Source organism: Kitasatospora fiedleri (assembly GCF_948472415.1).
Classification (GTDB): domain Bacteria; phylum Actinomycetota; class Actinomycetes; order Streptomycetales; family Streptomycetaceae; genus Kitasatospora; species Kitasatospora fiedleri.
The window spans coordinates 3,169,091-3,189,214 of sequence record NZ_OX419519.1; the positions used below are offsets into that span (position 1 = coordinate 3,169,091).

At 69.8% G+C, this 20,124-nt stretch carries 25 protein-coding genes; 3 read left to right on the forward strand and 22 right to left on the reverse strand.

The features are described from left to right. The first annotated feature begins 109 nt into the window (after positions 1–109). The 3 genes from QMQ26_RS14525 to QMQ26_RS14535 are packed head-to-tail and all read left to right on the forward strand — an operon-like array spanning position 110 to position 4,334. Positions 110–1,570, forward strand: a complete 1,461-nt coding sequence (locus tag QMQ26_RS14525) for a glycosyltransferase family 2 protein (RefSeq protein ID WP_404814177.1) — start codon at positions 110–112, stop codon at positions 1,568–1,570. Beyond that, positions 1,567–2,589: a glycoside hydrolase family 26 protein gene (locus QMQ26_RS14530; RefSeq protein ID WP_282205968.1), complete on the forward strand. Its 1,023-nt coding sequence runs from the start codon at positions 1,567–1,569 to the stop codon at positions 2,587–2,589. Before QMQ26_RS14525 ends, QMQ26_RS14530 begins: the two co-directional genes overlap by 4 nt. Next, complete coding sequence (locus QMQ26_RS14535) at positions 2,589–4,334, forward strand: ArnT family glycosyltransferase (RefSeq protein WP_282205969.1); 1,746 nt, start codon at positions 2,589–2,591, stop codon at positions 4,332–4,334. Before QMQ26_RS14530 ends, QMQ26_RS14535 begins: the two co-directional genes overlap by 1 nt. 52 nt (positions 4,335–4,386) lie before the next feature. Here QMQ26_RS14535 and glmM read toward each other — a convergent pair whose 3' ends face one another. The 22 genes from glmM to QMQ26_RS14645 all read right to left on the reverse strand — a co-directional run bounded on the left by glmM (position 4,387) and on the right by QMQ26_RS14645 (position 20,123). Continuing rightward, positions 4,387–5,751 carry a phosphoglucosamine mutase gene (gene glmM / locus QMQ26_RS14540; RefSeq protein WP_100837842.1) on the reverse strand — a complete coding sequence of 455 codons (1,365 nt, stop codon included), beginning with the start codon at positions 5,749–5,751 and terminating at the stop codon, positions 4,387–4,389. 136 nt (positions 5,752–5,887) lie between these two features. Beyond that, positions 5,888–6,394, reverse strand: coding sequence for a 30S ribosomal protein S9 (gene rpsI, locus QMQ26_RS14545; RefSeq protein WP_033213973.1), 507 nt, complete (start codon positions 6,392–6,394; stop codon positions 5,888–5,890). A gap of 47 nt (positions 6,395–6,441) precedes the next feature. After that, positions 6,442–6,885, reverse strand: a complete 444-nt coding sequence (rplM, locus tag QMQ26_RS14550; RefSeq protein ID WP_014136251.1) for a 50S ribosomal protein L13 — start codon at positions 6,883–6,885, stop codon at positions 6,442–6,444. Positions 6,886–7,122: 237 nt separating this feature from the next. Further along, positions 7,123–8,781, reverse strand: a complete 1,659-nt coding sequence (locus tag QMQ26_RS14555) for an ABC-F family ATP-binding cassette domain-containing protein (RefSeq protein ID WP_100837841.1) — start codon at positions 8,779–8,781, stop codon at positions 7,123–7,125. A gap of 42 nt (positions 8,782–8,823) precedes the next feature. After that, positions 8,824–9,786 carry a tRNA pseudouridine(38-40) synthase TruA gene (gene truA / locus QMQ26_RS14560; RefSeq protein WP_282205970.1) on the reverse strand — a complete coding sequence of 321 codons (963 nt, stop codon included), beginning with the start codon at positions 9,784–9,786 and terminating at the stop codon, positions 8,824–8,826. 91 nt (positions 9,787–9,877) lie between these two features. Continuing rightward, positions 9,878–10,378: a 50S ribosomal protein L17 gene (gene rplQ, locus QMQ26_RS14565; RefSeq protein WP_100837840.1), complete on the reverse strand. Its 501-nt coding sequence runs from the start codon at positions 10,376–10,378 to the stop codon at positions 9,878–9,880. 128 nt (positions 10,379–10,506) lie between these two features. Next, the gene (locus tag QMQ26_RS14570) at positions 10,507–11,529 is read right to left on the reverse strand and encodes a DNA-directed RNA polymerase subunit alpha (RefSeq protein WP_030457404.1); all 1,023 of its coding nucleotides are present in this window, start codon (positions 11,527–11,529) and stop codon (positions 10,507–10,509) included. Positions 11,530–11,662: 133 nt separating this feature from the next. Beyond that, positions 11,663–12,070, reverse strand: a complete 408-nt coding sequence (gene rpsK / locus QMQ26_RS14575; protein ID WP_014136257.1) for a 30S ribosomal protein S11 — start codon at positions 12,068–12,070, stop codon at positions 11,663–11,665. Positions 12,071–12,144: 74 nt separating this feature from the next. Further along, positions 12,145–12,525, reverse strand: a complete 381-nt coding sequence (rpsM, locus tag QMQ26_RS14580; RefSeq protein WP_033250918.1) for a 30S ribosomal protein S13 — start codon at positions 12,523–12,525, stop codon at positions 12,145–12,147. 178 nt (positions 12,526–12,703) lie between these two features. Further along, the gene (gene rpmJ, locus QMQ26_RS14585) at positions 12,704–12,817 is read right to left on the reverse strand and encodes a 50S ribosomal protein L36 (RefSeq protein WP_003956441.1); all 114 of its coding nucleotides are present in this window, start codon (positions 12,815–12,817) and stop codon (positions 12,704–12,706) included. Positions 12,818–12,852: 35 nt separating this feature from the next. Continuing rightward, the gene (infA, locus tag QMQ26_RS14590; protein ID WP_003956442.1) at positions 12,853–13,074 is read right to left on the reverse strand and encodes a translation initiation factor IF-1; all 222 of its coding nucleotides are present in this window, start codon (positions 13,072–13,074) and stop codon (positions 12,853–12,855) included. 192 nt (positions 13,075–13,266) lie between these two features. Next, positions 13,267–13,701 (reverse strand): large conductance mechanosensitive channel protein MscL, encoded by a 435-nt coding sequence (gene mscL / locus QMQ26_RS14595; protein WP_282205971.1) that lies wholly within the window; start codon positions 13,699–13,701, stop codon positions 13,267–13,269. A 124-nt stretch (positions 13,702–13,825) separates the two neighbouring features. Next, entirely contained in the window at positions 13,826–14,662 is an 837-nt protein-coding gene (gene map, locus QMQ26_RS14600) for a type I methionyl aminopeptidase (RefSeq protein WP_100838653.1), read from the reverse strand. Between the two features lie 115 nt (positions 14,663–14,777). Further along, entirely contained in the window at positions 14,778–15,437 is a 660-nt protein-coding gene (locus QMQ26_RS14605) for an adenylate kinase (protein WP_100837838.1), read from the reverse strand. Further along, positions 15,437–16,744, reverse strand: a complete 1,308-nt coding sequence (gene secY / locus QMQ26_RS14610) for a preprotein translocase subunit SecY (protein ID WP_100837837.1) — start codon at positions 16,742–16,744, stop codon at positions 15,437–15,439. The genes QMQ26_RS14605 and secY overlap by 1 nt, the downstream gene beginning before the upstream one ends. A gap of 260 nt (positions 16,745–17,004) precedes the next feature. After that, positions 17,005–17,460: a 50S ribosomal protein L15 gene (gene rplO, locus QMQ26_RS14615; protein ID WP_100837836.1), complete on the reverse strand. Its 456-nt coding sequence runs from the start codon at positions 17,458–17,460 to the stop codon at positions 17,005–17,007. Between the two features lies 1 nt (position 17,461). Beyond that, complete coding sequence (gene rpmD / locus QMQ26_RS14620) at positions 17,462–17,644, reverse strand: 50S ribosomal protein L30 (protein WP_014136270.1); 183 nt, start codon at positions 17,642–17,644, stop codon at positions 17,462–17,464. Beyond that, positions 17,644–18,264, reverse strand: coding sequence for a 30S ribosomal protein S5 (rpsE, locus tag QMQ26_RS14625; RefSeq protein WP_014136271.1), 621 nt, complete (start codon positions 18,262–18,264; stop codon positions 17,644–17,646). Before rpsE ends, rpmD begins: the two co-directional genes overlap by 1 nt. Positions 18,265–18,312: 48 nt before the next feature. Next, entirely contained in the window at positions 18,313–18,696 is a 384-nt protein-coding gene (gene rplR, locus QMQ26_RS14630) for a 50S ribosomal protein L18 (protein ID WP_014136272.1), read from the reverse strand. A 3-nt stretch (positions 18,697–18,699) separates the two neighbouring features. After that, positions 18,700–19,239 carry a 50S ribosomal protein L6 gene (gene rplF, locus QMQ26_RS14635; RefSeq protein WP_100837835.1) on the reverse strand — a complete coding sequence of 180 codons (540 nt, stop codon included), beginning with the start codon at positions 19,237–19,239 and terminating at the stop codon, positions 18,700–18,702. A 22-nt stretch (positions 19,240–19,261) separates the two neighbouring features. Continuing rightward, positions 19,262–19,669 (reverse strand): 30S ribosomal protein S8, encoded by a 408-nt coding sequence (rpsH, locus tag QMQ26_RS14640; RefSeq protein WP_100837834.1) that lies wholly within the window; start codon positions 19,667–19,669, stop codon positions 19,262–19,264. 268 nt (positions 19,670–19,937) lie between these two features. Beyond that, entirely contained in the window at positions 19,938–20,123 is a 186-nt protein-coding gene (locus QMQ26_RS14645; RefSeq protein ID WP_008747480.1) for a type Z 30S ribosomal protein S14, read from the reverse strand. Position 20,124 lies beyond the last annotated feature (1 nt).

Here is a 20,124-nt window from a genome sequence, read left to right on the forward strand (position 1 = left end):
CGGAGCTGTCCCCGCGCCGCGCCGCCGCAAGGCCCCGGCCGCGCCGCAGCTCGGACTGCTGCCGCAACCGCCGGACGACACCGAGAAGTTCGCGTACGCCAAGCGCCACCTGTGGGTGCTGACGCTCAGTTCGCTGATCAGCTTCGGCTGCCTGACCACCAGTCAGGTCGGCCTGCTGGCGAGCGCGCCCTGGCTGTGGATCTACGCGCCGTTCCTGCTGTTCACCGTGGTCTACTACCTGATCTCGCTGCGGGTCACCGGCCTCAACGGCGACTTCGACCTCAAGGGCCACCGGCAGCTGGTGCGCGCCTGGCGCCCGCGGGAGTACCCGACGGTCGACGTCTTCCTCCCGGTGTGCGGCGAGCCGATCGAGATCCTGCACAACACCTGGACGCACGTCCGGGAGATGGCCGACAACTACCCCGGCCTGTGCATGCCCTACGTCCTCGACGACTCGGCCAGCCCCGAACTCGAGGCGATGGCCGCCGACTTCGGCTTCCGCTACGGCACCCGCCCGAACCGCGGCTGGTACAAGAAGGCCGGCAACCTGCACTTCGGGTTCGGCAACTCCGACGGCGAGTACATCCTCATCCTGGACGCCGACTTCACCCCGCGCGCCGACCTGCTGAGCGAGCTCCTCCCGCACCTGGACGCCGACCCGAAGCTCGGCATCGTGCAGTCCCCGCAGTACTTCCGGGTGCTGGACTCGCAGAGCTGGGTCGAGCGCGGCGCCGGCGCCGTGCAGGAGCTGTTCTACCGCTCCGTGCAGGTCTCCCGGCAGGCCAGGGACGGCGCGATCTGCGTCGGCAGCTGCGCCGTCTACCGGCGGTCCGCGCTGGAGGAGAACGGCGGCACCACGCTGATCGAGCACTCCGAGGACGTGCACACCGGCTTCGACCTGCGCCGCCTCGGCTGGGGGCTGCGCTACGTGCCGCTGGCGCTGGCCACCGGGGTCTGCCCGGACACCGCGGGCGCCTTCTACAACCAGCAGTACCGCTGGTGCTCGGGCTCGATGAGCCTGCTCGGCAGCCGCAAGTTCTGGGACACCAAGCTCCGCTGGCGCAGCCGGCTGTGCTACATGTCCGGGTTCTTCTACTACATCCACACCGCGATCTTCATCTTCCTGTCGCCGGTGATCCCGCTCGCGCTGCTGATCTGGCACCCGGAGATGTTCCTGGTCGAGCGGCTCTGGCTGGTGCTGCCCAGCCTGGTGTACACCACGGTGATCTTCCCGCTCTGGCACCGCGTCCCGTACCGCCTGGAAGCCTGGTCCTGCCGGATGATGTACGGCTGGGCGCACTTCTTCGCGATCTGGGACATCCTGCGCCGCAAGCGGATGTCCTGGCAGGCGACCGGTTCCAGCACCGCCAAGAAGAACCGGACCCGCCGGCTCTGGGTCGGGCTGTGGGTCTGGGGCGGCGGCACCGCGCTCGCCTGGGTCGGCATCGCCGTGTGGCGCATCCTGACCGGGTACCCGCCGGACTACGCCCTGGTGCTCGCCTCCGGGCTGTTCTACGCCCTGGTGGTCGGCCGCACCCTCCTCCAGCCCCGAAGCGAGAAGGCCGCGTGAACCACCCGACCCGTCGAGCCAGAACGGCCGCCTGCCTGCTGCTGACCGGCGTGCTCCTGCTGCTGCCGGGCTGCGACCGGCCCGGCCCGTCGGCCGGCGGTGACGCCTTCGGCGCCGGCGACACCCAGGTGGCCTCCGCCGACCCCAGCGGCCAGGCCCAGGCGCCGGTCGACCTGACGCCGCTGCTGCAGCCCGCCGGCAAGTACCTCGGTGTCGCGCTGGACGGCGCGCCGGCCTCCATGGAGCCGGTGCAGAAGTACGCCGAGATGGTCGGCAAGCAGCCCAACATCATCGAGAACTACGCCGGCTGGGGCGACCAGTTCGACTCCACCGGCGTCCGGCTGAGCTGGCAGAACGGCGCCCTGCCGTACATCGCCTGGGAGCCGCACAAGACCCCGCTGGCCGACATCGCCAAGGGCGACTCCGACCCGTACATCAAGGCGTTCGCCACCGCGGTGCAGAAGACCAACGTGCCGGTGGCGATCAGCTTCGCCCACGAGATGAACGGCCACTGGTACGACTGGGGCACCAAGACCAACAGCGCCGAGGACTTCGTCGCGGCGTGGCGCCGGATCCACGACATCTTCCAGGACCGCGGCGCGTCCAACGTCATCTGGGTGTGGAGCCCGAACATCGTCAACCCGGTGCAGCAGGTCGCCCTCCAGCCCTACTACCCGGGCGACGGCTACATCGACTGGGTCGGCATGGTCGGCTACTGGACCGAGTGCTGCGACAAGGACTTCGAGCAGCTCTACGGCCCGACCATGGCCCAGGTCCGCAAGTTCAGCGGCAAGCCGTTCATCATCAGCGAGACCGCCGCCGAACCAGGCAAGAAGGCGTCCTCGTTCGTCGACCAGCTGTTCGCGGGCGTGGAGGAGCACCCCGACGTCCTGGGCTTCGTCTGGTTCAACATCAGCAAGCGCGCCGACTGGCGGCTAGAGAAGACGCCCAGCTCGCTGAAGGCCTTCAAGCAGCACGCCGCCGACCCGCGGTACGGCTTCGACCCGAGAAAACCCTGATGACGCAGCAGCGCGACGACGCATACTCGCCCGAGGCCCGGACCGCGGAGGACCGCTACCACGCGGAGCGGAACTTCGGCTGGTTCACCGCCGAGCCCGAGCCCGCGGTGCCGCAGCAGCCCGCGGCGCCCCAGCAGCCGGTGGTCCCGCAGCAGCCGGCGGCGCCCGCCGAGCCCGGGTACACCCTCCCCGAGGTCCCCGACGTCGGCTGGGACCCGCTGCCGAGCAGCCGCCGGACCTGGATCAGCCGCCTGGTGCTGCTGGGCATCCTGGTCGCCCAGGCGCTGCTGACGCTCCGGCTGAGCAACAGCGCCTTCGAGGACGAGGCGCTGTACCTGTACGCCGGCCACCTCCAGCTGCACCACCTGAACGGCGGCGCCCCGCTGCCGGACTCCTTCGCCTCGTACTTCTCCGGCTCGCCGCTGCTCTACCCGCCGCTGGCCGCCGCGGCCGACGCCCACTTCGGCCTGGCCGGTGCCCGCGCCCTGTCGCTGGCGTTCATGCTGGGCGCCACCACGCTGCTGTACATGATGACCCGCCGGCTGTTCAACGAGCGGGTCGCGCTGGTCGCCGCGGGCTGCTTCGCGGTCACCCAGTCCACCCTCTTCATGGGCGCGCTGGCCACCTACGACGCGATGGCGCTGTTCCTGATCGCGGTCGCCGCCTGGCTCGCGGTGCGCACCGCCCGGCGCGGTTGGTGGCTGGGCACCCTGACCATCCCGCCGGTCCTGCTGCTGGCCGTCGCGGTCAAGTACGCGGCGCTGATGTACGCCCCGGTGGTCGTCGCGCTGGCCTGCCTGGCCGCCGTCCCGTACCACGCGTGGCGGTCGCTGCTGCGGCTGTTCCTGATCCCCGCCGTCGCGGTCGGCGGCGCGTACGCCGCGCTGCGGCTGACCGGCTCGGACGTCCTGGACGGCCTGCGGTCCACCACCACCGGCCGCGCCACCGGCCACGGCGTCCGGATCGACATGCTCCGCGACTGCGCCGAGTGGGGCGGCCTGCTGTTCGCCCTCGCGGTGCTGGGCACCGTCCTGTACGCCCTCAAGGGCCGGATGAGCGAGGCCCCCACCCTGCAGGCCGTCCGGGTGCCGCGGCGGCTGTGGCGGGTCCTGATGGGCCTGCTGCTGACCGGCACCGCGCTGCTCGCCCCGGCGTACCAGATCTGGATCCACGAGAGCGTCTCGCTGCACAAGCACATCGGCTACGGCCTGCTGTTCGCCACCCCGATGGCCGCCCTCGGCATCACCCGGATCGTCGGCTCGCACTTCCGCCACCCGCAGCTCGGCATCCTCGCCTGGGTCACCATGCTGGTGCTCGGCATGGTGCAGTCCACCAGCCTGTACCACGCCTGGCCGAACTCCGACCAGCTGATCGCCACCCTGAACCGGCAGTTGGTGCCGGACGGCCACTACCTGGTCGAGGCGAACTCGGTGCCGCGCTACTACCTGCGCGAGCAGGTCGGCTTCAACCAGTGGACGTCCACGTACACGATCACCTACCAGACCAAGGACAAGAAGCTGCTCACCGGCGAGGCGGGCTTCCAGGCCGCCCTCACCGACAGCTACTTCGACGTCGTGGTGTTCGACCGGACGGTCACCGGGGCGCTGGACGAGAAGCTCACCAAGCAGCTGCGCGCCGAGGGCAAGTACCGGCTGCTGGTCAGCATCCCGTACCACAACAGCTACGGCAGCGGCTTCTACCAGGTGTGGGTCCCGGTGAAGAAGAACGCCGCACCGCAGCAGTAGGCAGCAGGACGGACGACGGCGGCGGGGCCCGGCGGGCCCCGCCGCACCCGTCTCAGCCCAGGTGCAGCCGGACCGCGTCGGCGAGGCGCTGGCAGACGTCCTGGGCCTGCTCGTGGCCGACCGCCTCGACCATCACGCGCACCAGCGGCTCGGTGCCGGACTTGCGCAGCAGCACCCGGCCGGTGGCGCCGAGTTCGGCCTCGGCGGCGGCGACCGCGGCCTGGAGCTCGACGCAGGACTCGACCCGGTTCTTGTCCACGCCCTTGACGTTGATCAGCACCTGCGGCAGCCGGGTCATCACCGCGGCCAGGTCGGCCATCGGCTGCTTGGTGGCGGCCAGCCGGGCGCCCAGCATCAGGCCGGTCAGGGTGCCGTCGCCGGTGGTGGCGTGGTCGAGCAGGATGACGTGCCCGGACTGCTCGCCGCCGAGCGCGTAGCCGTGCTGCTTCATCTCCTCCAGCACGTAGCGGTCGCCGACCGCGGTCTGCACCAGCTCGATGCCCTCGCGCTCCATCGCCAGCTTGAAGCCCAGGTTGGACATCACGGTGGCGACCGCGGTGTTGCGGCGCAGCGTGCCGGCCTCCTTCATGGCGACCGCGAGGACGGCGATGATCTGGTCGCCGTCGACCTCGTTGCCGTCGGCGTCGGCGGCCAGGCAGCGGTCGGCGTCGCCGTCCAGGGCGATGCCCAGGTCGGCCCGGTGCTCCTTCATCGCGGCGCGCAGCTTGTCCAGGTGGGTGGAGCCGACGCCGTCGTTGATGTTCAGGCCGGTCGGCTCGGTGCCCAGGGTGTGCACCACCTCGGCGCCGGCCCGGGCGAACGCCTCGGGGGCGACCCGGGCGGCCGCGCCGTGCGCGCCGTCGATGACGACCTTCACGCCGTCGAGCCGGTTGGGCAGCACCGCGACCAGGTGCGCCACGTACCGGTCGAAGCCCTCGTTGTACTGGCGGACCCGGCCCACCGCGGCGCCGGTCGGGCGGTGCCAGGTCTCGTCGCCGACGCCGTAGCGGCGGTAGTGCGCCTCGATCGCGTCCTCGATCGCGTCGTCCAGCTTGTGGCCGCCGCGGGCGAGGAACTTGATGCCGTTGTCGGGCATCGCGTTGTGGCTGGCGGAGAGCATCACGCCGAAGTCGGCGCCGAGCGCGCCGGTCAGGTAGGCGACCGCGGGGGTGGGCAGCACGCCGACCCGCAGCACGTCGACGCCGGCGCTGGCCAGGCCGGCGATCACGGCGGCCTCCAGGAACTCTCCGGACGCCCGCGGGTCCCGGCCGACCACGGCCACCGGCCGGTGGCCCTCGAACGCGCCCGCGTCGCCGAGCACGTGGGCGGCGGCCACCGACAGGCCCAGGGCCAGTTCCGCGGTGAGGCCCTCGTTGGCCACCCCGCGCACTCCGTCGGTACCGAAGAGTCGTGTCATGTTCGCGTTCGTCCGTCCTGTCGCGCCTGTGCTTGGCTCGGGTGGTGCCGCCCCCGCGGACTCCGCACCGGTCCGGGAGGCACAACGCCCCGGAGCACGGGAGTGCTCCGGGGCGAGGATCGCATGAAGGGTGCGATTAGCGCTTGCTGTACTGCGGCGCCTTGCGGGCCTTCTTGAGACCGGCCTTCTTGCGCTCGACGGCGCGCGAGTCGCGGGTCAGGAAGCCGGCCTTCTTGAGCGGGCCGCGGTTGTTGTCCACGTCCGCCTCGTTCAGCGCACGGGCCACGCCGAGGCGCAGCGCGTAGGCCTGACCGGAGACGCCGCCGCCGGCGATGCGGGCGATGACGTCGTAACGGCCGTCCAGCTCAAGGAGCTTGAAGGGCTCGTTCACGGTCTGCTGGTGCACCTTGTTGGGGAAGTAGTTCTCCAGGGTGCGACCGTTGATCTTCCACTGGCCGGTGCCGGGGACGATGCGCACGCGGGCGATCGCCTCCTTGCGGCGGCCGAGGCCGGCGCCGGGGACGGCCTCGCCGAAGCGGCCGGCCAGCGACTCGGTGGTGTACTCGGTCTCGGTGGTGTACTCGTCGACGTTCTCGTCGTCGAAGTCGACCTCGAGGGTGCTCTCGATGGCAGTCTCGGCCACGGTGTTCCTCAGCTCTTCTACGTCAGTCGGGGTGCGGGTGGCCGGAATTACTGCGCGACCTGGGTGATCTCGAACGGCACCGGCTGCTGCGCAGCGTGCGGGTGCTGGTCGCCCGAGTAGACCTTCAGCTTCGAGAGCATCTGACGGCCCAGGCTGTTCTTCGGAACCATGCCCTTGATGGCCTTCTCGACGGCCTTCTCCGGGTTGTTCGCGAGCAGGTCGTCGTAGCGGACCGAGCGGAGGCCGCCCGGGAAGCCGCTGTGGCGGTAGGCCAGCTTCTGGGTCTTCTTGTTGCCCGAGAGGTGCACCTTGTCGGCGTTGATGATGATGACGAAGTCACCAGTGTCAACGTGCGGCGCGTAGATCGCCTTGTGCTTGCCCCGCAGGAGGTTGGCGGCCTGGGAGGCCAGGCGGCCGAGCACGACGTCGGTCGCGTCGATGACGTGCCACTGACGCTGGACGTCGCCGGGCTTGGGGCTGTACGTACGCACGGTCGTAGCCTTCGCTTTTCAGTGAGTGGGTCCTGACAGGAGCACCGAGGCCCGGGGCCTCCAGCCGATCCGCCCGGACGCAATTCGGGCAGCCGCTGGAGTTCGGCCTGTCGTCTCCGGCGTACCGACCTCTCACGTGAGATAGAGCGAGCCAATACGCACAACAGCGGCCAACGATACCGGGCCGGTGGGGTGGATTCCAAACCGGCCCGGCAGCGCGGCCCCCGGGGCGGCGGATCAGCGGTCCCGGACCACCCGGGCCTCGTCCCAGACCGGCTCCGGGGACTCGTAGACCCGGCCGTCCGAGCCGAACACCAGGAAGCGGTCGAAGCTGCGGGCGAACCAGCGGTCGTGGGTGACGCACAGCACGGTGCCCTCGAACGCCTCCAGGCCCTGCTGCAGCGCCTCGGCGCTCTCCAGGTCCAGGTTGTCGGTCGGCTCGTCGAGCAGCAGCGCGGTCGAGCCGGACAGCTCCAGCTTGAGGATCATCAGCCGGGCCTGCTGGCCGCCGGAGAGCGACTCGAACTTCTGCTCCTCCTGCCGGTCCAGCTCGTAGCGGCGCAGCGCGGACATCGCCGCCCCGCGGGAGAGCGCGTGCTCCTCCTCGACGATCGAGCGCACCGTCCGGCCGAGCAGCTCCGGGTGGGCGTGGGTCTGCCGGAAGTGGCCGGGGACGACCCGGGCGCCGAGCTTCCAACTGCCGCCGTGCTCCACCGTGTCGTCGCCCGCCAGCAGCCGCAGGAAGTGCGACTTGCCGGAGCCGTTGGAGCCCAGCACCGCGACCCGCTCGCCGTAGTAGACCTCCAGGTCGAACGGCTTCATCAGGCCGGACAGCTCCAGGCCCTGCAGGGTGAACGCCCGCACGCCGGTGCGGCCGCCCTTGAGCCGCATGGTGATGGACTGCTCGCGCGGCGGCTCCTCCGGCCGGCCGGCCTCCTCGAACTTCTTCAGCCGGGTCTGCGCGGCGGCGTAGCGGGTCGCCAGGGCGTGGCTGACCGAGGCCGCCTGCCGCAGGTTGACCACCAGCTTCTTCAGCTTGGCGTGCTCCTCGTCCCAGCGGCGGCCGAGCTCCTCGAAGCGCGCGAAGCGGTCCTGGCGGGCCTGGTGGAAGGACTCGAAGCCGCCGCCGTGCACCCAGACGCTGGAGCCGGCCGCGCCGGACTCGACCGCGATGATCTTCTCGGCGGTGCGGGAGAGCAGCTCGCGGTCGTGCGAGATGTAGAGCACGGTCTTGGAGGTGGCCCGGATCGCCTCCTCCAGCCAGCGCTTGCCCGGCACGTCCAGGTAGTTGTCCGGCTCGTCGAGCAGCAGCACCTCGTCGGGGCCGCGCAGCAGGGCCTCCAGGACGAGGCGCTTCTGCTCGCCGCCGGAGAGGGTGTTCAGGCCGCGCCACTGCGCCCGGTCGAAGGACATGCCGAGCGCGGCCGTGGTGCACACGTCCCAGTCGGCCTCGTACTCGTAGCCGCCGGCGTCCGACCAGTCGGACAGCGCCTGGGCGTAGGCCATCTGCGACTTCTCGTCGTCCTGCGCGATCATCGCCAGCTCGGCGGCGTCCACCGCGCGGGCCGCGTCGGCGATCCGCTTCGGGGCGACGGAGACCAGCAGGTCGCGCACCGAGGCGTCGGCGGGCAGCGCGCCCGGGGCGTCCTCGGCGCTCTCCCGGCCGGTGGTGCCGACGAACTGGCGCATCACGCCCAGGCCGCCGGTGACCGTCACCGAGCCGCCGTGCGGCTGGACGTCGCCCGCGATCATCCGCAGCAGCGTGGTCTTGCCCGCGCCGTTCGCGCCGACCAGCGCGACGGCCGCGCCCTCGCCGACCCGGAAGGACGCGTCGTCGAACAGCACCCGCCCGTCCGGCAGGTAGTACTCCAGGTGCGAAATCTCGACGTGTCCCATGCCATGGAATTGTGCCAAGCCCCCACCCCGCGACAAAACGGATTACTCGGCCGGTTCGCCCGACGTCCGCGCGGCGGCGGACCCGGCGGCGGACCCGGCGGCGTCCCCGACCGGTTCGCCCAGCGTCCGCAGCCGGCGCGAGACGCGGTTGCGCTCCGCGAGCAGTTCGTCGGCCGGGTAGCCGACCTCCTCCAGGGTCAGCCCGTGCGGCCGGATCACGTTGACCGCGGAGTTGCGCACCCCGCCGGCCAGCACCTCGCCCGGGAACCCCACCGGCCGGTGCCCGTCGCCGACCAGCAGCATCGCGCCGACCAGGGCGCGCACCATGTTGTGGCAGAAGGCGTCCGCCCGCACCGTGGCCACCGCCAGCGAGCCCTCCTGGGCCGCGTACGGGTCGATCGGCACCCGGTCCCAGCGCAGCTCCAGCAGGGTGCGGATGGTGGTCGCGCCCTCGCGCTTCTTGCAGTACGCCGCGAAGTCGTGCTCGCCGACCAGCAGCGCCGCCGCCTCGTTCATCCGCTCCAGGTCCAGCGGCCGGTCGTGCCAGAGGACGTGGCCGCGCAGCAGCGGGTCGACCCCGCCGGGGTGGTCGGCCACCCGGTACGCGTAGCGCCGCCAGACCGCCGCGAACCGGGCGTCGAAGCCGTGCGGCGCCTCGGCGACCCGGTACACCCGGACGTCGGCCGGCAGCCGGCCCGCCAGCCGGCGCAGCAGCTTGGCGCCGTGCTGGGCCCACAGCCCGTCGGGGAGGTCGACGTGGGCGACCTGGCCGCGGGCGTGCACCCCGGCGTCGGTGCGGCCGGCCACGGTCAGCGGGAAGTTCTCCTCGCTGCGCAGCACGATCCGCAGCGCGTCCTCCAACTCGCCCTGCACGGTGCGCCGTTCGCGCTGCCGGGCCCAGCCGGAGAACTCCGCGCCGTGGTAGGCGAGGTCCAGCCGGACCCGGGTGTGCCCGTCCGCCGGGCCGTCCTTCACCGGCGGCAGCTCGGCGCAGTCGTTCACCACTCCAACTCCCCTGTCTGACAAGCGGAAAGCGAACGGGCCCGCTCCCCCGACGAGCGGGAGGGCGGGCCCGGACGAAGACCTACCGGGAGGCTCAGGCCTCGGTGGTCTCGGCGGCCTCGTCGGCCTTGGTCTCCTCGGCCTCGGCGGCCTTGGTCTCGGCGGCCTTGGTCTCGGCCTCCTTGACGGAGCGCTTGGTGGCGGCCTCGGCCTCGGCGACGGTCGCCTTGGTGGCGATCTCGCCCTCGACCAGCTCGATCACGGCCATCGGCGCGTTGTCGCCGCGGCGACCGCCGATCTTGGTGATGCGGGTGTAGCCGCCGGGGCGGTTCTCGAACCGCGGGGCGATCTCGGTGAAGAGGGTGTGCAGGACCGACACGTCGGTGATGGTCTTGCGCACCAGGCGACGGTTGTGGATGTCGCCCTTCTTCGCCTTGGTGATCAGCTTCTCCGCCAGCGGGCGCAGGCGGCGGGCCTTGGCCTCGGTGGTGGTGATGCGGCCGTACTGGAACAGCTCGCGGGCCAGACCGGCCAGCAGCAGCGGCTCGTGGTGCGGGCCGCCGCCGAGGCGGGCGCCCTTGGTGGGACGGGGCATGACTTAGCTCCTCGAATCTCCGACCGCGGCCGTACCAGGTACCGCGGCGGGCGTGCGGACACCGCGTCCGCACGACTTTCTCACGCCACCGGAGGCGGTCCTCAGCGGGCCGCCTCCGGTGCCGAAACTCAGTACTGCTCGGTCTCCGCGTAGCCCTGGTCGTCCAGGTCGTCGGCGCCGAAGGCGTCGGCGGCGGCGGTCGGGTCGAACCCGGGCGGGCTGTCCTTGAGGGCCAGGCCCATGCCGGCCAGCTTCGCCTTGACCTCGTCGATCGACTTCGCACCGAAGTTGCGGATGTCGAGCAGGTCGGCCTCCGAGCGGGCGACGAGCTCACCCACGGTGTGGATGCCCTCGCGCTTGAGGCAGTTGTAGGAGCGGACGGTGAGCTCCAGCTCCTCGATCGGCAGCGCCAGGTCCGCGGCCAGGGCGGCGTCCGTCGGGGACGGGCCCATGTCGATGCCCTCGGCGTCGACGTTCAGCTCGCGGGCCAGGCCGAACAGCTCGACCAGGGTCTTGCCGGCCGAGGCCATCGCGTCGCGCGGACGCATGGCCGGCTTGGTCTCGACGTCGACGATCAGCTTGTCGAAGTCGGTGCGCTGCTCGACACGGGTCGCCTCGACCTTGTAGGTGACCTTGAGCACCGGGCTGTAGATGGAGTCGACCGGGATGCGGCCGATCTCCTGGCCCGAGGCCTTGTTCTGCACGGCGGAGACGTAGCCGCGACCGCGCTCGACGGTCAGCTCCATCTCCAGCTTGCCCTTGCCGTTCAGGGTGGCGAGGACCAGCTCGGGGTTGTGCACCTCGACACCGGCCGGGGGCGCGATGTCGGCGGCGGTGACCACACCCGGGCCCTGCTTGCGCAGGTACATCACGACCGGCTCGTCGTGCTCCGAGGAGACGACCAGCTGCTTGATGTTCAGGATGAGGTCGGTGACGTCCTCCTTGACGCCCGGCACGGTGGTGAACTCGTGCAGGACGCCGTCGATCCGGATGCTGGTGACGGCGGCACCGGGGATCGAGGAGAGGAGCGTGCGGCGGAGCGAGTTGCCGAGGGTGTAGCCGAAGCCCGGCTCGAGCGGCTCGATCACGAACCGCGAGCGGAACTCGTCGACGACCTCTTCGGTCAGCGACGGACGCTGAGCGATCAGCATGTTCTGGTTCCTCCAGTTGTCTTCGGCACCCACTATTTGATGCCGACAGAACTCAAGCGTACGGGGTCCCGCGAAGAACGGGACCCCGTACCAGGTTTGAAACACCGACCGCCTGGTGACCCCAGGCGTCGCGTCAGACGCGGCGGCGCTTCGGCGGACGGCAGCCGTTGTGCGGGGTGGGGGTGACGTCCTGGATCGAGCCCACCTCCAGGCCGGTGGCCTGGAGCGAGCGGATCGCGGTCTCACGGCCGGAGCCCGGACCCTTGACGAAGACGTCGACCTTGCGCATGCCGTGCTCCTGCGCGCGACGGGCAGCGGCCTCGGCGGCCATCTGCGCGGCGAACGGGGTGGACTTGCGCGAGCCCTTGAAACCGACGTGGCCGGCCGAGGCCCAGGAGATCACGTTGCCCGAGGGGTCGGTGATCGAAACGATGGTGTTGTTGAACGTGCTCTTGATGTGAGCGTGCCCGTGGGCGACGTTCTTCTTCTCCTTGCGGCGGATCTTCTTCGCGCCGGCAGCCTGACGACCCTTGGGGGGCATAAGTCTGTTCTCTCCTACTGAGGTGGTCGGTCCGCTGACCCGCGGGCCGGAGGGATGTCCGGTGACGGGACGGACTACTTCTTGCCCGGCTTCTTCTTGCCGGCGATCGCGCGACGCGGGCCCTTGCGGGTACGCGCGTTGGTGTGGGTGCGCTGGCCGCGGACGGGCAGACCGCGACGGTGGCGCAGGCCCTCGTAGCAGCCGATCTCGACCTTGCGGCGGATGTCGGCGGCGACCTGGCGGCGGAGGTCACCCTCGACCTCGAAGTTCGCGTCCACGAACTTCTGCAGCTTGACGAGGTCGTCCTCGCTGATGTCGCGGACGCGGATGTCACCGCTCACGCCGGTCTCGGCGAGCGCCTGCTGGGCGCGGGTCTTGCCGATGCCGTAGACGTAGGTGAGGGCGATCTCGATCCGCTTCTCGCGGGGGAGATCAACGCCGGAAAGGCGTGCCATTCAAGGCTCCTGTGGTTCTTTTCAGAGGTCTGACGCGCCGCCTACTCGCTGTCTCTCGACAGGGAGCCCCGGCCTCTGACCGGGGGTGGCAGTCCGTCCATCGGACGGATCGGGCGGCCCGCGTATGACGTTGGTGCGCGTCGCGCGAAGGTCCTACGAGAAATGCTGGGGGGTGGCGTCAGCCCTGGCGCTGCTTGTGGCGCAGGTTGTCGCAGATCACCATGACCCGGCCGTGGCGGCGGATCACCTTGCACTTGTCGCAGATCTTCTTGACGCTCGGCTTGACCTTCATGATTCAGGTTCTCCGGGGTCTAGATCTGGCGGTTGTTACTTGTAGCGGTAGACGATCCGGCCGCGGGTCAGGTCGTAGGGGCTGAGCTCCACCACGACCCGGTCATCCGGGAGGATGCGGATGTAGTGCATGCGCATCTTGCCGCTGATGTGTGCGAGGACCTTGTGACCGTTCTGCAGCTCGACCTTGAACATCGCGTTCGGAAGAGACTCGATCACGGTGCCCTCGATCTCAATGGCGCCTTGCTTCTTAGCCATGAACTGCGAGATCCACCCTTCGGGTCCGGCTACCGTATGCGGAACGCTCGTGCGAACCAGGCTTCACCTCCGCCCGGGGGATTCCCCTGGGCTGAGGGCGTGCGGGAACACGCTACGAGAGAGCCGACGCACCATCGTAAACCAAGCACCGCGCCGGAGCGAAATCAGCGCCCGGCGGCGCCGCGCACCGGTTCAGCGCTTCGCGGCGACCTGGACCGGGACGGCCGGCTCGACCACGGCGGTGCACGCCGCGCAGCGGCGGGCCGCCTCCGGGATCTCGGTCAGGCACTCGGGGCAGGGGCGCTTGGGCACCGAGGGCTTCTTCGGCAGGTACCGGGCGGTGGCCTTGGAGACCGGCAGCACCACGCAGAAGTACAGCACCGCGGCGGTCAGCACGAACGCGATCAGCACGTTCAGGAACTGGCCGTACGGGAAGATGACGCCCGCGACGTGGAACTTGTAGGCGCTGAAGTCGCCGGCCGCGCCGACCACCACGCCGAGCACCGGGGTCAGGAACGCGCTGACGAAGCCGGTCACCACGCCGGTGAACGCGGCACCGATGACCACGCCGACGGCCATGTCGATGACGTTGCCGCGCATCATGAAGTCGCGGAAGCCCTTGAGCACTGTCTTCTCTCCCCTGGGGTTGCTGCGGGTGTCAGCTGACGAAAATAGGACAAGGGGCCCGGAGGACCAAACCCCCGGGCCCCGATCCGGCCGCGGTGAGAGAAGCGCCTCAGATCGGTCCGGTTCAGCCCAGCGGGTCCGGCGCCGCGGTGACGCCCAGCTTGGCCAGCTCCGCCCGGCCGCCGTCGAAGGCGGTCAGCACCAGCGGGCCCTGCTCGGTGACGGCCACCGAGTGCTCCCAGTGCGAGGCCCAGGTGCCGTCGGTGGTGACGACCGTCCAGTCGTCCTCCAGCACCGCGGTGTGCGGGGTGCCCAGCGAGACCATCGGCTCGATCGCCAGCACCGTGCCGGGCACCAGCTTCATGCCCTTGCCGCGGCCCGCGACGTAGTTCAGCACGTGCGGCTCCATGTGCATCGCGGTGCCGATGCCGTGGCCGCCGTAGCCCTCGGTGATGCCCCACTTGCCCTTGGGCGGCAGCGGCTGGCGGCGGATGAAGCCCTCGATCGCCCGGGAGACGTCGACCAGCCGGTTGCCCTTCTTCATCTGGGCGATGCCGGCCCACATCGAGCCCTCGGTGACCTTCGACAGCATCGCGTTCTCGGCGGCGGTCCCGCCGACCGCGACGGTGATCGCCGCGTCGCCGTGCCAGCCGTCCAGGATCGCGCCGCAGTCGATCGAGATCAGGTCGCCGGCCTTCAGCACCCGCTCGCCGGGGATGCCGTGCACGACCTCCTCGTTCACCGAGGCGCAGATCACGCCCGGGAACCAGAGACCGCCGTGGTCGGCGCGGAAGTTGGAGGTGGCGCCGTGCTTGGTGATGACCGCGTCGGCGACCTCGTTCAGCTCGCCGGTGGTCACCCCCGGGGCGACCGCCTCGCGGCAGGCCCTCAGCGCCTCGGCGACGACCAGCCCGGCCGCCCGCATCTTGGCGATCTGCTCGGGGGTCTTGATCTCCACCATCTGGTCCACGCCTTCCACGTTCTGAATTCGGACTGCCCTCCACCGTACGACGCACGAGACGGCCGGGCCGCCCGCTTCGGGGCGACCCGGCCGTCTCGCGCGACGCCGTGCGGCGTCAGGCGCTCTTCTTCTGCTCCAGGGCGGCGACCGCGCGCTCGGTCACCTCGTCCACCTTGCCGAGGGCGGGGATGGTGACCAGCAGGCCCTGCTCCTGGTAGTAGCCGATGATCGGCTCGGTCTTGGAGTGGTACTCCTCCAGCCGGACCCGCACGGCCTCCTCGGTGTCGTCCGAGCGCTGGTACAGCTCGCCGCCGCACTCGTCGCAGACGCCCTCGACCTTCGGCGGGTTGTACACCACGTGGAACACGTGGGAGCCGTCGTTGCGGCACAGCCGGCGACCGGCGATCCGCTTGACGACCTCGTCCTCGGAGACCTCCAGGTCCAGCACGCCGTCCAGCGCGATGCCCTGCTCGGCCAGGAAGGCGTCGAGCGCCTCCGCCTGGCCCAGGTTGCGCGGGAAGCCGTCCAGCAGGAAGCCCTTGGCGGCGTCCGGCTGGAGCATGCGGTCCTTGGCCATCCCGATGGTGACCTCGTCGGGCACCAGGCGCCCGGCGTCCATGTAGGACTTCGCCTCGACACCCAGGGGGGTGCCCTGGCTGATGTTGGCGCGGAACAGGTCACCGGTGGAGATGTGGGGAATGGACAGGGTCTTGGCCAGGACGTGCGCCTGAGTACCCTTCCCGGCCCCGGGGGGTCCGACGAGGACGATTCGCATCAGCGGAGGAACCCTTCGTAATTGCGCTGCTGGAGTTGGCTCTCGATCTGCTTCACAGTTTCGAGTCCGACACCGACGACGATGAGCACGGAGGTGCCGCCGAACGGGAAGTTGGTCTGCTGTCCGAAGGCGACCAGGGCGACCATCGGGATCAACGCGATGAGGCCCAGGTAGAGGGAACCCGGCCACGTGATGCGGGTGAGCACGTAGTTCAGGTACTCGGCCGTCGGTCGGCCGGCCCGGATGCCCGGGATGAACCCACCATACTTCTTCATGTTGTCCGCAACTTCTTCGGGGTTGAAGGAGATCGCGACGTAGAAGAAGGCGAAGAAGACGATCAGCACGAAGTAGGTCGCCATGTAGACCGGGTGGTCGCCCTTGACGAAGTGGTTCCGGATCCAGACCGCCCAGCCCGACTGGGAGTTGGTCAGCTGCACCACCAGCGCCGGGATGTACAGCAGCGAGGAGGCGAAGATGACCGGGATCACGCCGGCCTGGTTGACCTTCAGCGGGATGTAGGTCGAGGTGCCGCCGAAGGACCGGCGGCCCACCATCCGCTTCGCGTACTGCACCGGAATCCGGCGCTGGGCCTGCTCGACGAAGATGACCAGGCAGACCACGATGATGCCGACCGCGATGACCGAGGCGAACTCGCCCCAGCCGTCCAGCAGCTTGCCGGACTGCTTGATCGCCCACATCGAGCCGGGGAAGCCCGCCGCGATCGAGGTGAAGATCAGGATCGACATGCCGTTGCCGATGCCGCGGTCGGTGATCAGCTCGCCCAGCCACATGATCACGGTGGTGCCGGCGGTCATGATGATGACCATGGTGGCGATCCGGAAGATCGACTGGTCCGGCACGATGTTGTTGCCCTCGGCGCAGCCGGAGAACAGCGCACCGCTGGAGGCGGTCGCCAGGATGCCGGTGCCCTGGAGCACGGCGAGGGCGATCGTCAGGTAGCGGGTGTACTGGGTGATCTTCGCGGTGCCGGCCTGCCCCTCCTTCTTCAGGGCCTCCAGCCGCGGGATGACCACGGTGAGGAGCTGCAGGATGATGCTGGCCGTGATGTACGGCATGATGCCGAGCGCGAAGATGGTCAGCTGCAGCAGCGCGTTGCCGCTGAACAGGTTGACCAGCCCGAACAGGCCTTCCTTCTGCCCGTTGACGCACGCGTGGACGGCCTGGAAGTTGATTCCGGGCATGGGGACGTGGGCGCCCAGCCGGAACAGCACCATGATGCCCAGCGTGAACAGCAGCTTCTTGCGCAGGTCGGGCGTCTGGAACGCCCGCGCGAACGCACTGAGCACGGTGCCTCCTGCGCCTCCCGCGCGTCGTCGGCGGAAGGGTCGGTCCTGATGTGGGGAAAGGGAACTTCACGGACTCTAACAGTGCCCGGGTCCCGGAAAGAAGCGCGTGCGGCCGCTCCCCCACTCACGGGGTACGGCTTGCCCGGGTTTGACACACAAATACGGAGCCGCGGCTCCGGCCGGAACGGCACCGGGCCCCGGCCCCCCTTTCGCAAGAGGGGCGCGGGGCCCGGTGTGTTCCGTGCGTCGGATCTACCGCGTCAGAGCAGTTCGGTGACCGAACCGCCGGCCGCGGCGATCTTCTCGGCCGCGGAGCCGGAGACGGCGTCGACCGTCACCTGCAGCGCCACCGCGATGTCGCCCTGGCCGAGGACCTTGACGAGCTCGTTCTTGCGAACGGCGCCCTTCGCGATCAGGTCGGCCACGGTGACCTCGCCACCGTTCGGGTAGAGCTCGGCCAGGCGGTCCAGGTTCACGACCTGGAACTGCTTGTGGGCCGGGTTCTTGAAGCCCTTCAGCTTCGGCAGGCGCATGTGGAGCGGCATCTGGCCACCCTCGAAGCGCTGCGGAACCTGGTAGCGGGCCTTGGTGCCCTTGGTGCCACGACCTGCAGTCTTACCCTTGGAGCCCTCACCGCGACCAACGCGGATCTTGTCCTTCTTGGCACCCGGGGCGGGCTTCAGGTTGTGGAGCTTGATCGGCGAGTTGTCCGCCATTTCAGTCCACCTCCTCGACCGTGACGAGGTGGCGAACGGTGTGGACCATGCCGCGGATCTCCGGGCGGTCCTCCTTCACCACGGTGTCGTTCAGCCGCTTCAGGCCGAGCGAACGCAGGGTGTCACGGTGGTTCTGCTTGCTACCGATGTACGACTTGGTCTGGGTGACCTTCAGGCGAGCCATCAGGCGCTCACCCCAGCCGCACGGGCCCGGAGCAGCGCGGCCGGGGCCACGTCCTCCAGGGGCAGGCCACGGCGGGCGGCGATCTCCTCGGGGCGCACGAGGCCCTTCAGAGCGGCCACGGTGGCGTGCACGATGTTGATCGCGTTGTCCGAGCCGAGCGACTTCGACAGGATGTCGTGAACGCCGGCGCACTCCAGGACGGCACGCACCGGGCCACCGGCGATGACGCCGGTACCGGGGGACGCCGGCTTCAGCAGCACGACGCCGGCGGCCTTCTCGCCCTGGATCGGGTGCGGGATGGTGCCCTGGATACGGGGGACCTTGAAGAAGTTCTTCTTGGCCTCCTCAACACCCTTGGCGATGGCGGCCGGAACCTCCTTCGCCTTGCCGTAACCGACACCCACGGTGCCGTCACCGTCGCCCACCACGACCAGCGCGGTGAAGCTGAAACGACGACCACCCTTGACAACCTTGGCGACACGATTGATCGCGACGACGCGCTCGACGTAAGCGGTCTTCTCGGCGACGGGGGCGCCGCCCCGGTCGTCACGCTTGCGGTCGCGCCGCTCGCCACCGGTGCCGCCGCCGGCGCCGCTACCGCGGCGCTGGGGTCCAGCCATTGGAATTACCTCTCTCGTTTACGTCCGTCGACAGGGTCGACGAGCGGCTTAGAAGTCGAGCCCGGACTCGCGGGCCGCGTCCGCCAGGGCGGCGATGCGGCCGGCGTACCGGTTGCCCGCGCGGTCGAAGACGACCGACTCGACGCCGGCGGCCTTGGCGCGCTCGGCGACCAGGCTTCCGACCTTCTTGGCCAGCTCGGTCTTGTCGCCCTCGGTGCCCTTGATGGACACGTCGAGGGTGGACGCCGACGCCAGGGTGTGACCCTTGGCGTCGTCGATGACCTGGGCGACCATGTGGCGGTTCGAACGCGTCACGACGAGGCGCGGACGCACCTCGGTGCCGACGACGCGCTTGCGAACGCGAATGGCGCGGCGCTTGCGGGCGGCGTTCTTGTAGGCGTTGCCCTTGCCGATCTTGACAGAGACGCTCATCGCTTACTTACCACTCTTTCCGACCTTGCGGCGGATGACCTCGCCCGCGTACTTAACGCCCTTGGCCTTGTACGGGTCGGGCTTGCGCAGCTTGCGGATCTTCGCGGCGACCTCGCCGACCTTCTGCTTGTCGGTGCCGTCCACGTGGAACTTGGTGGGCGTCTCGACGACGAAGGAGATCCCCTCCGGCGCGGTGACCAGGATGGGGTGGCTGTAGCCCAGCGCGAACTCCATGTCGGAGCCCTTCGCCGTGACTCGGTAGCCGACGCCGCTGATCTCCAGCGACTTCCGGTAGCCCGCGGTCACGCCGGTGATCATGTTCGCCACCAGCGTGCGCGACAGGCCGTGCAGGGCCTTCGACTGACGCTCGTCGTTGGGGCGGGTGACGAGCAGCGTGCCGTCCTCGCCCTTGCCGATCTCGATCGGCGCGGCGACGACGTGGGTGAGCGAACCCTTGGGGCCCTTCACCGAGACCGTCTGGCCGTCGATGGTGACGTCCACACCAGCGGGAACCTGGATGGGCAGCCGTCCAATGCGCGACATTGCTGTACCTCCGTTTCCCGAATTACCAGACGTAGGCGAGAACTTCTCCGCCTACGCCCTTCTTGGCGGCCTGCTTGTCGGTGAGGAGGCCGGAGGACGTGGAGATGATCGCCACGCCCAGGCCGCCGAGCACCTTCGGCAGGTTGGTGGACTTTGCGTACACACGCAGACCCGGCTTGCTGATGCGCTTGATGCCGGCGATGGAACGCTCGCGGTTGGGGCCGAACTTGAGCTCGATGGTCAGCTTCTTGCCGACCTCGTTCTCGGCGGGCTCCTCAACCTTGTAGGAGGAGATGTACCCCTCCTGCTGCAGGATCTCGGCGACGTGCGCCTTGATCTTGCTGGCCGGCATCGCCACGGAGTCGTGGTACGCCGAGTTCGCGTTACGCAGACGAGTGAGCATGTCTGCGATGGGGTCGGTCATGGTCATGGATGGCCTCAGGCCTCTCCCGCCGTGGTTTCTCCGCGCCAGGTCCCCCTCCGCGCACTCGCTGGAGTGCGAAAGGGGCACAAGCGCAGGGGACCTGCGACGTAGTAAGACTGGGTGTGTGCGGACCCTCGGATGAGGGCCGCGGATCGCCCCGGAGGGGACGCCGCAGCAGGGGCCCGACCCCAACACCTTACGGGATCCCCTCCGGGAACCCAAAAGCGTCGAGGTCGGGCACGCTACTCGCCGATGTCAGAACGACCGGTAGTGACTACCAGGAGCTCTTGGTCACGCCCGGCAGCTCGCCGCGGTGCGCCATCTCACGGAGGCACACACGGCAGAGGCCGAACTTGCGGTACACCGAGTGCGGACGGCCGCAGCGCTGGCACCGGGTGTACGCCCGGACGCCGAACTTCGGCTTGCGCTCGGACTTAGCGATCAGGGCCTTCTTCGCCATG